At 67.9% G+C, this 14,229-nt stretch carries 11 protein-coding genes; 9 read left to right on the top strand and 2 right to left on the bottom strand.

All coding sequences use genetic code 11. The features are described 5' to 3' along the window. Positions 1–103 precede the first annotated feature (103 nt). On the bottom strand, positions 104–3,109 hold the full coding sequence (gene ppc / locus AC1DN0_RS29800) for a phosphoenolpyruvate carboxylase (protein ID WP_477111281.1): 3,006 nt from the start codon (positions 3,107–3,109) through the stop codon (positions 104–106). Positions 3,110–3,188: 79 nt separating this feature from the next. Here ppc and hemC point away from each other — a divergent pair, with 79 nt between their 5' ends. The 3 genes from hemC to AC1DN0_RS29785 are packed head-to-tail and all read left to right on the top strand — an operon-like array spanning position 3,189 to position 7,580. Then, positions 3,189–4,193, top strand: coding sequence for a hydroxymethylbilane synthase (gene hemC / locus AC1DN0_RS29795; protein ID WP_441624975.1), 1,005 nt, complete (start codon positions 3,189–3,191; stop codon positions 4,191–4,193). 9 nt (positions 4,194–4,202) lie between these two features. Beyond that, entirely contained in the window at positions 4,203–6,386 is a 2,184-nt protein-coding gene (gene hemDX, locus AC1DN0_RS29790; RefSeq protein ID WP_477111280.1) for a fused uroporphyrinogen-III synthase HemD/membrane protein HemX, read from the top strand. 3 nt (positions 6,387–6,389) lie between these two features. Further along, positions 6,390–7,580: a heme biosynthesis protein HemY gene (locus tag AC1DN0_RS29785; protein ID WP_045235965.1), complete on the top strand. Its 1,191-nt coding sequence runs from the start codon at positions 6,390–6,392 to the stop codon at positions 7,578–7,580. Positions 7,581–7,694: 114 nt separating this feature from the next. On the opposite strand, the gene AC1DN0_RS29780 is transcribed toward AC1DN0_RS29785, so the two are convergent. Beyond that, on the bottom strand, positions 7,695–9,209 hold the full coding sequence (locus AC1DN0_RS29780) for a cryptochrome/photolyase family protein (protein ID WP_477111301.1): 1,515 nt from the start codon (positions 9,207–9,209) through the stop codon (positions 7,695–7,697). Positions 9,210–9,393: 184 nt separating this feature from the next. On the opposite strand from AC1DN0_RS29780, the gene AC1DN0_RS29775 reads away from it, so the two are divergent. The 6 genes from AC1DN0_RS29775 to AC1DN0_RS29750 all read left to right on the top strand — a co-directional run bounded on the left by AC1DN0_RS29775 (position 9,394) and on the right by AC1DN0_RS29750 (position 14,167). Next, positions 9,394–10,101 carry a pseudouridine synthase gene (locus tag AC1DN0_RS29775; protein WP_441625018.1) on the top strand — a complete coding sequence of 236 codons (708 nt, stop codon included), beginning with the start codon at positions 9,394–9,396 and terminating at the stop codon, positions 10,099–10,101. A 105-nt stretch (positions 10,102–10,206) separates the two neighbouring features. Then, positions 10,207–10,779, top strand: a complete 573-nt coding sequence (locus AC1DN0_RS29770) for a YqgE/AlgH family protein (RefSeq protein WP_035863791.1) — start codon at positions 10,207–10,209, stop codon at positions 10,777–10,779. Beyond that, a complete protein-coding gene (ruvX, locus tag AC1DN0_RS29765; protein ID WP_441624971.1) occupies positions 10,772–11,209 on the top strand; it encodes a Holliday junction resolvase RuvX in 438 nt (145 codons plus the stop codon). The genes AC1DN0_RS29770 and ruvX overlap by 8 nt, the downstream gene beginning before the upstream one ends. Then, on the top strand, positions 11,206–11,733 hold the full coding sequence (pyrR, locus tag AC1DN0_RS29760; protein WP_441624969.1) for a bifunctional pyr operon transcriptional regulator/uracil phosphoribosyltransferase PyrR: 528 nt from the start codon (positions 11,206–11,208) through the stop codon (positions 11,731–11,733). Before ruvX ends, pyrR begins: the two co-directional genes overlap by 4 nt. 101 nt (positions 11,734–11,834) lie before the next feature. Then, positions 11,835–12,806 (top strand): aspartate carbamoyltransferase catalytic subunit, encoded by a 972-nt coding sequence (locus AC1DN0_RS29755; RefSeq protein WP_276286380.1) that lies wholly within the window; start codon positions 11,835–11,837, stop codon positions 12,804–12,806. A gap of 86 nt (positions 12,807–12,892) precedes the next feature. Continuing rightward, positions 12,893–14,167 (top strand): dihydroorotase, encoded by a 1,275-nt coding sequence (locus AC1DN0_RS29750; protein ID WP_035863798.1) that lies wholly within the window; start codon positions 12,893–12,895, stop codon positions 14,165–14,167. The last annotated feature ends 62 nt before the right edge of the window (positions 14,168–14,229 follow it).

Below are 14,229 nucleotides of genomic sequence, written 5' to 3'. Positions count from 1 at the left end.
GCCATGCTCTGCGCCGTCCGGCCTGCGGGCCGGACGGGTTCTCCCGCCATGGTGCCAGTCACCATGGCGGGACTTTTTTGCAACGCCAGGGCGTCGCCTTGCTTCAGCCGCTGTTGCGCAGGCCCGCGGCCACGCCGTTGATGGTCAGGTGGATGCCGCGCCGCACGCGGATGTCGTCGCCATCCTTGCCCGAGCGGTAGCGCTTGAGCAATTCCACCTGCAAGTGGTTGAGCGGGTCCAGGTAGGCGAAGCGGTTCTTGATCGAGCGGGCCAGCAGCGGGTTGTCGGCCAGGCGCTCATGACGGCCGGTGATCAGCGCCAGCATCTCGCAGGTCAGGTGCCACTCGGCGCTGATGCGCGCGAACACGCTCTTGCGCAGCGCGGGATCCTCGCAAAGCTGCGCGTAGCGCGAGGCCACGGCCAGGTCGGTCTTGGCCAGCACCATGTCCATATTGGACAGCAGCGTGGAGAAGAACGGCCAGCTCTTGACCATGCGGCGCAGCGTGGCGACGGCCGCCTTGTGCGCCTTCTCGTCCGGCGCCTCGTCCAGCAGCGCCTTGACCGCGCTGCCGAAACCGTACCAGCCCGGCAGCAGCAGGCGGCACTGGCCCCAGGAAAAGCCCCAGGGAATCGCGCGCAGGTCTTCGATGCGGCGCTGCTTCTTGTCCATCAGCTTGCGCGAAGCCGGACGCGAACCCAGGTTCAGGTCGGCGATCTCGGTGATCGGCGTGGTGGCGAAGAAGTAGTCCTTGAAGCCCGGGGTCTCGTAGACGAGGGCGCGATAGGAGCTGAAAGCGCGATCGGAGAGCTGTTGCATCACCGCTTCGAACGTGACGAGGTCCTTGGGCGCGTTCTGCGTCGGCAGCAGGGAGGCTTCCAGCGTGGCGGCGATCACCGTTTCCAGGTTGCGCCGGCCGATCTCGGCGTTGGCGAACTTGCTGTTGATGATCTCGCCCTGCTCGGTCAGGCGGATCTGCCCGTTGACCGTGCCAGGCGGCTGCGACAGGATGGCCTGGTAGGTCGGGCCACCGCCACGGCCGACGGTGCCGCCGCGGCCGTGGAACAGGCGCAGCTTGACGCGCCGCGCCTCGAACACCTGCACCAGCGCCAGCTCGGCCTTGTACAGCTCCCAGTTGGAGGTGAGGAAGCCGCCGTCCTTGTTGGAGTCGGAGTAGCCCAGCATCACTTCCTGCTCGCCGCCGTGATGGGCGATCACCGAGGCGAAGCCCGGCAACTCCAGCAGCGACTGCATGATGCCGGCGGCGTTGCGCAGATCCTCGATGGTCTCGAACAGCGGGATCACCATCAGTTCCGGGCGTGCCGGGTCGGTCTTGCTGCCCAGCGTGCCGCGCAGCATGCCGGCTTCCTTCTGCAGCAGCATCACTTCGACCAGGTCCGACAGCGTCTCGGTGTGCGAGATGATGTAGTTGCGGGCCACGCGCGCGCCGTAGCGGGCGCGTAGCTCGCGGGCCATGTTCAGGATGGCCAGCTCGCTGCGGGTCTGCTCGGAATAGGTATGCCAGGGCAGGGTCAGCAGGCGCGGCTGGCGCAGCTCGGCCAGCAGCAGCTCCAGCTTGCGCGCTTCCGTCAGGGCGGCATAGTTGGCCTCCACACCAGCGGCGGCGAACAGTTCCGTGATCACGGCCTCGTGCACGTCGGACACCTGGCGCATGTCGATCGACGCCAGGTGGAAGCCGAACACGGCGATGGCCTTGGCCAGCGCGTCGATGCGGGTGCGTGCCAGCGCCTCGCCGTGGTGGGCGCGCAGCGAGTCGATCACGACCTGCACGTCGGCGCCGAAGGACTGCGCGTCGGCATAGGGCGCGGCGTCGGCCACCGGGTGGCGCGGCGCGGCCTGCCCGGTGACGGCCAGGCAGGTTGCCGCCAGGCGCGCATAGATGCCGATCAGGGCGCGGCGGTACGGCTCGTCGGCGCGGTGCTCGGAATGGTCGGGCGAGGCTTCGGCCAGCGCCAGCAGTGCCGGGCTCGCTTCCACCATCAGGCTCGACATCGACAGCTCCGCGCCCAGCACGTGGACTTCGTCCAGGTACCACTCCAGGATCAGCGCGGACTGCTTGCTGGCAGCCTGCTCCAGCGTGTCGGCGGTGACGTTGGGGTTGCCGTCGCGGTCGCCGCCGATCCACGAGCCCATCTGGAAGAAGGGCGCGAGCTGGGTCGAGGCGGCCGGCGCGGCCTTGTTCTTGCGCGTGGCGGGGAACACCGCGGCGATGTCCTCTTCCAGTTCGCTCATCAGCTGCGGGATGCCGCGCAGGAAACAGGTACGGTAGTAGGACAGTGCGTTCTCGATCTCGTCAACCACCATCAGCCGCGTATTGCGCAGCATGCGGGTCTGCCACAGCGTGGTGACGCGGGCGCGCAGCAGTGCGGTGTTGTGGTCGCGCTCGCGCGCGGTCATCGGCAGATCGCGCTCGGCCAGCAGGCGGGCGATCTCGCGCTCGGCGTCGAGAATACTCTTGCGCTGGACTTCGGTCGGGTGGGCGGTCAGCACCGGCACGATCAGCGCTTCGTCGAAGAACTTGCGCAGCGTCTTGCCGGTCACGCCGGCCGCGTCGATGGCCTGCAGCGCGTGCGCCAGGCTGCCCGGCTGCGGCGGCGAGCCGGCCAGTGCGTGCACGCGCCGGCGGCGGTTGTGGTGCTGGTCCTCGGCGATATTGGCCAGGTGCGAGAAATAGCTGAAGGCACGCACCACCGAGTTGGTCTGGTCGCGCGACAGGCGCTTGAGCAGCCGGTCCAGCTCGGCGCCGGCGGCGCGGTCGTTCTCGCGGCGAAAGCGCACGGCGGTCTGGCGGATGGTCTCGACCACCTCGAAGGCGGCGTCGCCTTCCTGCTCGCGCAGGCACTCACCCAGCAAGCGGCCCAGGAAGCGGATGTCCTCGCGCAGGGGGACGTCCTTGTCACTGGCGCGCCGCGCCGGGGCGCTTGCCGCAGGCTTCGCGACGGCGGTGCGCTTGCGGCCGGCGGTCTTGGCAGATGGAGTGGCTGGGGTACTTGCGGGAACCAAAGCGGAAGCTACTACGGTATCGGGGGCGTCTGCCCGGCTGGCGGTTGGCTTACGCCGGCCGGCGGGGCGCGCAGCTTGCTGCGTCATGCAATCTCCTGTCATCTCTTATTTAATGTCTGCTGTCTATTGGCCCGGAGCCGCTTGGGGTGCGTGCTAACATTCGCGGATGCAAGCATCCGTTCCCCCGTCTTCCTCCAGCGCCGCACCGCGCAAGCTAGTCATCGCCTCCCGCGAAAGCCGTCTGGCTATGTGGCAGGCCGAGCATGTGCGTGCTGCGTTGCAACAATACTATCCCGCGTGCGATGTGTCCATTCTCGGAATGACTACGCGCGGAGATCAGATTCTAGACCGTACCTTGTCCAAAGTCGGCGGCAAGGGCCTGTTCGTAAAGGAACTCGAGATCGCGATGGCCGAAGGCCGCGCCGACCTCGCCGTGCACTCCCTGAAAGATGTGCCGATGGAGTTACCTGAAGGCTTTGCCCTGGCCGCCATCATGGAACGCGAGGATCCGCGCGACGCGCTGGTTTCGGCCCGCTTCGGCTCGCTCGAAGCCATGCCAGCGGGTACCGTGGTCGGCACTTCCAGCCTGCGCCGCGAGGCCGCGCTGCGCACCCGCTACCCGCATCTTGTGATCCAGCCGCTGCGTGGCAATCTCGACACCCGGCTCGGCAAGCTCGATCGCGGCGATTATGGGGCCATCATCCTGGCCGCCGCCGGCCTCAAGCGCCTGGGCCTGGGCGATCGCATCCGCGCCGTGCTCGATCCCGTCAGTTCGCTGCCGGCCGCCGGGCAGGGGGCGCTTGGCATCGAGATTCCGGCCGGGCGTCCCGAGCTGGCCGCCTGGCTGGCGCCGCTCAACCATGCGCCCAGCGCGCTGGCCGTTACCGCCGAGCGCGCCGTGTCGCGCATGCTGGGCGGTTCCTGCCAGGTGCCGTTGGCAGCCCACGCAAGCTGGGATGGCGCAACGCTGAAGATCGAGGCCTTCGTGGCGTTGCCCGACGGCAGCCGCTGCGTGCGGGCCCGGTCCGAAGCGGTGGTCGAGGGTGCCGATGCACCCCACCAGGCGGAAGCGCTCGGCAAGGCCGTCGCCCAGGATCTGCTGGGACAAGGCGCAGCCGAGATCCTGGCGACGCTGGCGGATCCCGCCTCCCATCAAGCTCCTCCTGCCTGAGACCGGCCCATGCCCCGCCCGACTGTCGTTGTAACACGACCCGCCGGGCAGTCCCGGCAACTCACCGAGGCCTTGTCGGCCGCGGGCCTGGACGTGCTTGGCTTTCCCCTGCTGGCGATCGGCCCCGCGGCCGACGATGCACCCTTGCGCGCGGCGCTGGCGCAACTGGCGGACTTTGCGCTGGTGGTCTTCGTCAGCCCCAATGCTGTGGCTTTCGCGCTCGACGCGCTGGCCCAGATTCAGGACAAGCCCGTACCGCAATGGCCTGAATCCGTGCCGGTGGCCGTGGTCGGCCCAGCCAGCGTGGCCGCACTGGCCGAGCGTGGCATTGCCGCGCCTGCCTGCCGGGTGATCGCGCCCGCCGGCTGCACGACCGGCCATGAGGCCGACAACGGTGATGCCGCCAATGGTGGCGAAGGCGCCGAAGCCCGCTTCGATTCCGAGGCGCTGTGGCAGCAACTCGAGGCCCAGCTTGACGCCGGCGCCCTGCAAGGGCGCCAGGTCTTGATCATCCGTGGCAACGGGGGACGCGACTGGCTGGCCGAACGCCTGCGCGGCGCGGGCGCCGAGGTGCGCGCGGTCGAGGCCTACCAGCGCTCCGTCCCCACGCCCGGCAGCATGCAATGGCAGGCCGTGCGCGACGGCCTCAAGCCGGGCGCGCCGCCGCAGGCGTGGCTGCTGACCAGTTCCGAGGCGGTGCGCAATCTCGATGAAATGGCGCGCCAGGCACTGAGCCCGCAAGAACTGGCTTGCCTGCGCCAGGTGCAGTGCATCGCGCCCCATGCGAGAATCGCCGAACAGGCCCAGGCCCTGGGGTTCTCGCACCTGCTGCGCGCGGCGCCGGGGGACGATGGTCTGCTGGCGGCTTGCCGCCAGTGGGCGCAGGCGCATGCCGGTCCGCCGGAGCCGATGCCCGCGCCACCGGTCGCCCCGGCGCCAGTCCCGGCCGTGGCACCGCCGCCGGTGCTTGCGCCGGACCCGCAAATCAATCCACCGCCCGCAACGTCAACGAAGGTCGATCGCGTGACGCAAGACAATACCGCTCCTCCCGCCTCCAGTCCGCCCCCCGCGGCTGGCGCCCCGCTGCCCGTCCGCGGCACGCCTCGCATCAACCCGTGGTGGGTGCTGCTGCTCCTGTTGATCCTCGCCATTGGTGGCGGGTTCTGGTGGTTGCAGCAGCGCGTCGACCACCTGACCCAGGAGTTGGCGCGGCGCCAGCAGAGCAACGATGCGCTGGTGCAGGAAACCCGCGTGCTGTCGCGCAATGCGCAGGAAACCGTGAAGGAGTTGCAGGCCAAGGTTGGCGCGCTGGACGGGCAGGTGGGCGAGGCGCGCGACAAGCAAGCCGCGCTGGAGCAGGTCTACCAGGACCTGATGCGCAACCGTGACGATTGGGAGATCGCGGAGATCCAGCAACTGCTGACCAACGCGGGCCAGCAACTGCAGCTGACAGGCAATGTGCAGGTCGCGCTGGCGGCGCTGCAAAGCGCCGATACGCGCCTGGCGCGCACTGACAAGCCGCAATACAATCTGCTGCGCCGGGCCATCGCACGCGATGTGGCGCGCATGAAAGCCGTGCCGGATACCGACCTGACCGGCGCCGCCATCAAGCTCGACGAAGCCATCAACCAGATCGACACGCTGCCACTGCTGTCGAGCGAGCGCATGCTCGAGCGCAGCGAAGCCGATGCGCGCAAATCGGACGCAAAGGCGGAGGTGGCCGAAAAAGCGGAAAAAGCCGATAAGGCCGATACGGCCGCAAAGCCGGCCACCGGCAAGGGCGCCAGGAATGCCACCAAGGCCGAGCCGGCACCGGCCGGCAACACGGTCGGCAAATGGTTTGGCGGCCTGTGGGCCAGCGTGCGCGACGAGTTGATGCAGGTTATCCGCATCCGGCGCGTGGACGATGCCCAGGCCTTGCTGCTGACCGGCGACCAGGGCTGGTTCCTGCGCGAGAACGTCAAGCTGCGCCTGCTCAATGCGAGGCTGGCGCTGCTGTCGCGCAACGAACCGGTGTTCCGCAATGACCTGGCGGCCGCGCAAGCCATGCTGGGGCGCTATTTCGACACCAAGTCGCGCCGCGTTCAGGCCGCGCTGACCCTGCTCAAGCAGGCCCAGGCTGGTGCCGTCACGGTGCAGTTGCCGACCATGGCGGAAAGCCTCGGCGCGCTGCAGGCGCTCAAGAAGGAGTAGCGCATGCGGCTTCTTTTCTGGGTGGCTATCCTGTTTGGCGGCGCGGTCGGGCTGGCGCTGTTCACGCAATTCAACCAAAGCAACGTGGTCCTGTTCTACCCGCCTTACCGGGTCGAACTCTCGCTGAACCTGGCACTGGCGCTGCTGCTGCTGACGTTCTTCGTGGTCTGGACCATCCTCACTACCGTGCGGCACCTGTCCGAGATGCCGGCGCGCGCCGCCGCGTATCGCGAGCGCAGCCGCATGAACCGGGCGCAGGCCGCCTTGCGCGAGGCGATCGAGAACCTCTTCGCCGGCCGTTTCGCCCGCGCCGAACGCACCGCGCGTGAAGCCCAGGCCTGGCCCGAGCAGGCCCAGACCGCGGCGCTGATCGGCGCGCGCGCGGCACACCGCATGCAGGAAACCGAGCGGCGCGATGCCTGGATGGCGCAGGTGACCGATCCCGAGCGCGAACAGGCGCGGCTGGTGTCGATGGCCGAGTTGCTGGTCGACGCGCGCGATGCCGACGGCGCGCTGGAAACCATCGCCCAACTGCAGGCGCAGGGCGCGCGCCAGATCCACGTGCAGCGTATCGCGCTGCGGGCTCACCAGCACCTGAAGAACTGGACCGAAGTCCTGCGCCTGGCGCGCTCGCTGGAAAAGCGCAATGCGCTGCATCCGGTGCTGGCGCTGCGTCTCAAGCAGATGGCCTGCGAAGCCCTGTTGGAAGAGCGCCGCCACGACGGCGACGCGCTGCATGATTTCTGGCGCTCGTTATCGACCGACGAACGGCGTGCGGCCCGCATCGCCGAACCCGCGGCGCGCTATTTCGCTGCGCTGGGCCGGCAGGATGAGGCGCGCAAGATTGTGGAGGATGCGCTCAAGGCCAACTGGGATAGCCGGCTGGTATTGCGCTACGCGGAGTGCGCCGAGCCGGGACGTGCGCTGCCGCAGATCCAGCAGGCGGAGAAATGGCTGGCGCAGCATCCGGTCGATGCGGACCTTTACTTCACGCTGGGTGTGCTTTGCCTTGGAGAGAAGCTGTGGGGCAAGGCGCAGTCGAGTTTTGAGCGGGCGTTGCGCTATGCGGATGTGGATTCGCAGCGACGGCTGCGGGTCCGGGCGCATCTGGCGCTGGCCAAGATGTTTGAGGAAACCGAGCGGCCCGACGAGGCGCAGAAGCACTATCGGGAGAGTGCGATWCTGGCGGCGTGAGGGTTGGGTTGGGGGTGTTCCTCCCCTCTCCCTGAGGGGAGAGGGAGAGACCGCCGTCGTCATGGCAGATGGTTTTGGCCCAGCCAGTCGGCTTCGTTCCGCGTCGCGGGTTTTTCAGGCCGTCCCAATCCTGGCCTTTTCCTTCACCACCGCATACCGCGCCAATGTCTCCTTCCGGGCAACGTCATGCTGGACGATGGGCCGCGGGTAGTGTTCCCCGAGCCTGACACCGGCCGCCAGCAGCACGTCCTCCGAAGCCGTCCACGGCGCATGTATGTACTTGTCCGGCAATCGCGCCAGTTGCGGCAGGTACTTCCGGATAAACCGTCCCTGCGGATCGAACTTTTCCGATTGCGTGGTCGGGTTGAAGATCCGGAAGTAGGGCTGGGCATCGCAGCCCGTGGACGCGGCCCATTGCCAGCCGCCGTTGTTCGCCGAGAAATCGAAGTCGTTCAGCTGGTCGGCAAAGTACTGCTCCCCTCGCCGCCAGTCCACACCCAGATCCTTGACCAGGAAACTCGCCGCCACCATCCGCAGCCGGTTGTGCATGTAACCGCTTTGCCGGATCTGCAGCATGGCCGCATCCACCAGCGGATAGCCGGTCCGCGCGTCGCACCAGGCCTGGAAATAGCGCTCGCCGGTCTCGCCGCCGAGCCAGCGGATGGCGTCATAGGCTGCGTGGAAGGCATGGCCCGCGGCAACGCGCGGATGGTGGTGCAGGATCATGAAATAAAAATCCCGCCAGATCAGTTCCGATAGCCAGGTAGCGGCGCCCGCGCTTTCCGCGCCGCCGCGCAGCGTGGCAGCGTGGGCGGCGCGGGCCAGCGTCCGGATCGACAGGGTGCCAAAGCGCAGGTGGACCGACAGGTAGCTCGGGCCGCGCAGGGCGGGGAAGTCGCGCCGGCGCGCGTAGTCGCCCATGCGGCCGCAGAACTCGTCGAATAGCGCGTGGGCGCCGGCGCTGCCGGCGGGCATGGCGATCTCGGCGAGGTTGGAGGGAGCGAATCCCAGAGACGCCAGTGCAGGCAGCGGCCGCGCATACGGCCGGGGTACGGGAGCCAGCGTTTTCAGATATGGCTCGACCGGATAGGGCTTGAGGTCGAACGGCAGCAGCGCCTTGAGCCAGGCGTTCTTATAGGGCGTGAATACCGAGAACGGCTTGCCCTGGCCGGTCAGGATCTCATCCCGCTCGAAGATCACCTGGTCCTTGAAGGTGAAGAAGGCGCAGGACTGGTCCGCGAGCGTTTGCCGCACCTCGGCATCGCGGGCCTGCGCGGCGGGTTCGTAGTCGTGGTTGGCGAACACGGCTTCGGCGCCCAGTTCGGCCGCCAGCGCGGGAACGGCCTTGCGCGCGTGGTCGTGCAGCACGATCAGGCCGCCGCCGGCGGCGCGCAGGGTGGCATGGAGGGGTGCCAGCGAGGCGAGGATGAATGCCACCCGGCGGTCGGCGGCCAGGCCGCGTGCCAGCAGCGGATCCAGGATCTCGCGGTCGAATACGAACACGCACCATACCTGGCGGCAGTGCTTGAGGGCATAATGCAGCGCCGCGTGATCGTCGGCGCGCAGGTCGCGCCGGAACCAGGCCAGCCCGCGCGCGAACCGCCGGTCGATCCGGTAGGGCTGGCGCATATCGGCGGTGGGCGAGGGCAAGATCGGACGCTCCGGAAACGGGTGGAAGAAGCCTGTTACCCTACCATACCGGCAGGGGTGCGCCGCACCGCGGACAGCCCCCCGGCAAACCGGGCAGAGGCGCCGTTCCGGCGGCGCCGCACCAGTAATCCAGAATTCAGATATCAAGAAGCAAGCCATGGCCATGACACTCGACCGCATCCTTCAATCCCAGGGCTTCGGGACCCGCCGCTATTGCGGCGACCTGATCGGCGCCGGCCTGGTGGAGGTCGACGGCGTCCTGTGCGAGGATCCGGCCGCAAAGTTCGAAGTCGACGGACTGCGCCTGACCGTGGACGGCGAGGAGTGGATCGGCCACACCAAGGCCTATCTGCTGCTGAACAAGCCGGTGGGCTACGAATGCTCGCAACGGCCGCGCCACCATCCCAGCGTGTATAACCTGCTGCCGGTGCCGTTGCGCCAGCGCGAGGTGCAGGCGGTGGGGCGGCTGGACCAGGACACCACCGGCCTGCTGCTGCTGTCGGACGACGGCCAGTTCATCCATGCCCAGACTTCGCCCAAGAAGAAGGTACCCAAGGTCTACGAAGTGACAACAGCCGAGCCGGTCACCCAGGCGCAGGTCGATGCCCTGCTGGCGGGCGTGAAGCTGGACGACGAACCCGTGTCGATCGCTGCCGCCGCCTGCGAGGCCACCAGCGAGCGCAGCCTGCGCCTCAGCCTGACCGAAGGCAAATACCATCAGGTCAAGCGGATGGTGGCCGCGGCCGGCAACCATGTGGAAGCCCTGCACCGCAGCGCCATCGGCGGGCTCGTGCTGGAGCCGACGCTGGCGCTGGGCGAGTGGCGCTGGCTCACGCAGGAAGACCTGGCCGCGCTCACGCGCAAGGAGTAGGGAACAGGGCCGGCAGGAAAGCGCACCGGGAAGCGTCGGGATGCTGCAATGCGGCATCCGCGAATCTTTTCCGGAAGGATGGCAACGATTTGATAAAATGCAGGGATGGCGACGCTGGAAGCCCCAATCAATCTCACCAATCAGTTCCTGATTGCCATGCCCGGCATGGCAGACCCGACTTTTTCGGGTTCCGTCGTCTACTTGTGCGAGCACAATGACCGCGGCGCGCTGGGCCTGGTGATCAATCGGCCTATCGATATCGATATGGCCACCTTGTTCGACAAGATCGACCTCAAGCTGGAGATCCAGCCGGTGGCGCAGCAGCCCGTCTACTTCGGCGGGCCGGTGCAGACCGAGCGGGGCTTCGTGCTGCACGATCCGGTCGGCATCTACGTCTCGTCCCTGGCCGTGCCGGGCGGACTGGAGATGACCACCTCAAAGGACGTGCTGGAGGCCGTGGCCAACGGCAGCGGCCCGCACCGCTTCCTGCTCACGCTCGGCTATGCCGGCTGGGGCGCGGGGCAGCTCGAGGAAGAACTCAGCCGCAACGGCTGGCTGACTGTCCAGGCCGATCCCGAAATCATCTTCAGCGTGCCGCCCGAGGAACGCTTTGCCGCCGCCATCCGCCTGCTGGGCATCGATTTCACCATGCTCTCGGGCGAGGCCGGGCATGCCTGAGGCGGGGGCGGCGCCAGCGCCGCGCCCGCTGCCCACCGACGGCACCGTCCTGGCATTCGATTACGGCGAAAAAAAGATCGGCGTCGCGCTTGGCAACTTTGTCACGCGCGAGGCCCGTGCGCTTGTCATCATCCCCAACATCACCGTGGAAGGCCGCTTCGAGGCCGTGACCGCGCTCGTCAAGGAATGGGCGCCGGTGCAACTGGTGGTGGGCATGCCGGTCAACCCGGACGGCACCGAGCAGCCATCGATGCGGCTCGCGCGCCGCTTTGGCAATCAGCTGCACGGCCGCTTCGGGCTGCCGGTGGAGTGGGTGGACGAGCGCTACACGTCGATCGCCGCCGAGATGGCCGGCGCCCGCAAGGGCGCGCTCGACGCCGAAGCCGCCAGCATCATCCTGCAACAGTACTTCGACCAGCATCCGCTATGACCCAGACTTCCTCTCCCGACGCCGAGGCGCTCTACCATGCGCTGCGTGACCAGGTGCAGGCCGCGCTGCCCGCCGCCGAACGCGCGCAATGGTCGGTAGCCGGCATCTACTCCGGCGGCGCCTGGATTGCCGAGCGGCTCGCCGCGGACCTGCAACTGGCGGCCCACGGCGTCATCAACGTCGCCTTCCACCGCGACGACTATGCCAAGAAGGGCCTGCATAGCCAGGCCCAGCCGACCACGCTGCCCTTCGACGTGCAGGACCGCAAGATCCTGCTGATCGACGATGTGCTGGCCACCGGCCGCACCATCCGCGCCGCCGTCAACGAATTGTTCGACTATGGCCGCCCCGCGCGCGTGGCGCTGGCGGTACTGGTCGATCGCGGCGGGCGCGAGCTGCCGGCGGCCGCCGATTTCGTCGCCGCGCACGTCGACCTGCCGCCCGGGACCACGCTGGTCCTGTCGCACGAGGGTACCGGCGCGGACATGCGCTTTGCCTTTGCCAACGAGGCCACCGGCAACTAAGCCTGCCCAGCCAGACACGCGCCCGGCGCCCCGGTAACGGGGCGCCAGAAACGCACGCTCCAGACCAGTCAATCGCCACCGCCCGGCCCTTTCTACCTGCCATGATCAAGACGTTCCGCAACCCGCAACTGACCAAGAACGGCGAGCTCAAGCATTTGCTTTCGATCGAGGGCTTGTCGCGCGAGATGGTCGCGCACATCCTCGACACTGCCAGCCAGTTCGTCTCGCTGTCCGACTCGGACCGCGATGTGAAGAAGGTGCCGCTGTTGCGCGGCAAAAGCGTGTTCAACCTGTTCTTCGAGAACTCCACACGCACCCGCACCACCTTCGAGATCGCCGCCAAGCGGCTATCGGCGGACGTGCTGAACCTGAACATCAACGCCTCGTCCACCAGCAAGGGCGAATCGCTGCTCGACACCATCAACAACCTGTCGGCGATGTCGGCCGACATGTTCGTGGTGCGCCACGCCAGTTCCGGCGCACCCTACCTGATCGCCGAGCATGTCGCGCCGCATGTGCATGTCATCAACGCCGGCGACGGCCGTCACGCGCACCCCACGCAGGGGCTGCTCGACATGTACACCATCCGCCATTACAAGAAGGACTTCACCAACCTGACGGTCGCGATCGTGGGAGACATCCTGCACTCCCGCGTGGCGCGCTCCGACATCCATGCGCTGACCACGCTGGGCGTGCCTGAAGTGCGCGCCATCGGCCCGCGCACGCTGCTGCCCTCGGGGCTGGAGCAGATGGGTGTGCGCGTCTTCCACAATATGGAAGAGGGGCTCAAGGGCGTGGACGTGGTGATCATGCTGCGCCTGCAGAACGAGCGCATGAGCGGGGCGCTGCTGCCGTCGGCGCAGGAGTACTTCAAGGCCTACGGCCTGACGCCGGAGCGCCTGGCGCGGGCGAAGCCCGACGCCATCGTGATGCACCCGGGCCCGATGAACCGCGGCGTGGAGATCGACTCCGCCGTGGCGGACGGCCCGCAATCCGTGATTCTCAATCAGGTGACCTTCGGCATTGCGGTACGCATGGCCGTGATGGGCATCGTGGCCGGAAACCACGACTGATATCGCCGCGACTGATAGCGAGCGCCCGGCCGACAAGGTCCAGGCAAGCCAGAACAACCGAATACAAGCCAAGCAAGCGACACGATATGAAGATCCACATCAAGGGCGGCCGCCTGATCGACCCGGCCGCGAACGTCGATGCGCAGCAAGACCTTTACATCGCCGCCGGCAAGGTCGTCGGCGTGGGCAGCGCGCCGGCGGATTTCCATGCCAACAAGACCATCGACGCGACCGGGCTGATCGTCTGCCCCGGCTTGGTCGACCTCTCCGCGCGCCTGCGCGAGCCCGGCTATGAATACAAGGCCACGCTGGAATCCGAAGTGGCGGCAGCCACCGCCGGCGGCGTGACCAGCCTGGTCTGCCCGCCCGATACCGACCCCGTGCTCGACGAGCCCGGCCTGGTCGAAATGCTCAAGTACCGCGCCCGCACGCTCAACCAGACCCACGTCTACCCGCTGGGCGCGCTGACGCTGGGCCTGAAGGGCGAGACGCTGACCGAGATGTCGCAACTGACCGAGGCCGGCTGCATCGGCTTCTCGCAGGCCGAGGCGCCGATCCGGAATACCCAGGTGCTGCTGCGCGCGCTGCAGTACGCGCAGACCTTCGGCTTCACGGTATGGCTGCGCCCGGAAGATCCCTACCTCGGGGGCGGCGTGGCCGCCAGCGGCGCGGTGGCATCGCGCCTGGGCCTGTCCGGCATGTCGGTGATTGCCGAGACAGTGCGCCTGCACACCATCTTCGAGCTGATGCGCAGCAGTGGCGCGCGCGTGCACCTGTGCCGGCTGTCCTCGGCCGCCGGCATCGAACTGGTGCGCCAGGCCAAGCGCGAAGGCCTCGCGGTGAGTTGCGACGTCAACATCCATCACGTGTCGCTGACCGACATGGATATCGGCTACTTCAACTCGCAGATGCGCTTCTCGCCGCCGCTGCGCAGCGCGCGTGATCGCGACGCCATCGTGGCAGGTCTTGCCGACGGCACCATCGACGCCCTGTGCTCGGACCACACCCCGGTGGACGACGATGAAAAACTGCTGCCCTTCGCCGAGGCCTCCCCCGGCGCCACCGGGCTGGAGCTGCTGCTGCCACTGACGCTGCGCTGGGCCGAGGAACACAAGGTCCCGCTGTCCAAGGCGCTGGCCCGCATCACCGCCGAACCGGCCCGCGTGCTGGGCCTGGCGGCCGGCACGCTGAGCGCGGGCAGCGCTGCCGATATCTGCATCTTCCATCCCGAGCAGGAGTGGAAGGTCGAGCGGCGCGCTCTCAAGAGCCAGGGCAAGAATTCGCCGTGGCTGGGCTACGAGATGCGCGGCCGCGTGCGTGCCACGCTGGTCGGCGGCCACGTCGTCTACGAACTGCACTGAGCGTCATGCCGGGCCGAGTGGACACGGGCAAGACGATTCACGCAGGCCCGCCGGCGGGGATT

This window comes from Cupriavidus sp. 05N39 (genome assembly GCF_056397325.1).
The sequence above is the reverse complement of the archived record's forward strand: the minus strand, read 5'-3'. Positions and strand labels throughout refer to the sequence as shown.

Excerpts from the sequence above, each read along its gene's own strand:
- ppc (WP_477111281.1), bottom strand. The coding sequence starts at position 3,109 with ATGACGCAGCAAGCTGCGCGCCCCGCCGGCCGGCGTAAGCCAACCGCC.
- hemC (WP_441624975.1), top strand. The coding sequence starts at position 3,189 with ATGCAAGCATCCGTTCCCCCGTCTTCCTCCAGCGCCGCACCGCGCAAG.
- hemDX (WP_477111280.1), top strand. The coding sequence starts at position 4,203 with ATGCCCCGCCCGACTGTCGTTGTAACACGACCCGCCGGGCAGTCCCGG.
- AC1DN0_RS29780 (WP_477111301.1), bottom strand. The coding sequence starts at position 9,209 with ATGCGCCAGCCCTACCGGATCGACCGGCGGTTCGCGCGCGGGCTGGCC.
- AC1DN0_RS29775 (WP_441625018.1), top strand. The coding sequence starts at position 9,394 with ATGACACTCGACCGCATCCTTCAATCCCAGGGCTTCGGGACCCGCCGC.
- AC1DN0_RS29770 (WP_035863791.1), top strand. The coding sequence starts at position 10,207 with ATGGCGACGCTGGAAGCCCCAATCAATCTCACCAATCAGTTCCTGATT.
- ruvX (WP_441624971.1), top strand. The coding sequence starts at position 10,772 with ATGCCTGAGGCGGGGGCGGCGCCAGCGCCGCGCCCGCTGCCCACCGAC.
- pyrR (WP_441624969.1), top strand. The coding sequence starts at position 11,206 with ATGACCCAGACTTCCTCTCCCGACGCCGAGGCGCTCTACCATGCGCTG.
- AC1DN0_RS29755 (WP_276286380.1), top strand. The coding sequence starts at position 11,835 with ATGATCAAGACGTTCCGCAACCCGCAACTGACCAAGAACGGCGAGCTC.
- AC1DN0_RS29750 (WP_035863798.1), top strand. The coding sequence starts at position 12,893 with ATGAAGATCCACATCAAGGGCGGCCGCCTGATCGACCCGGCCGCGAAC.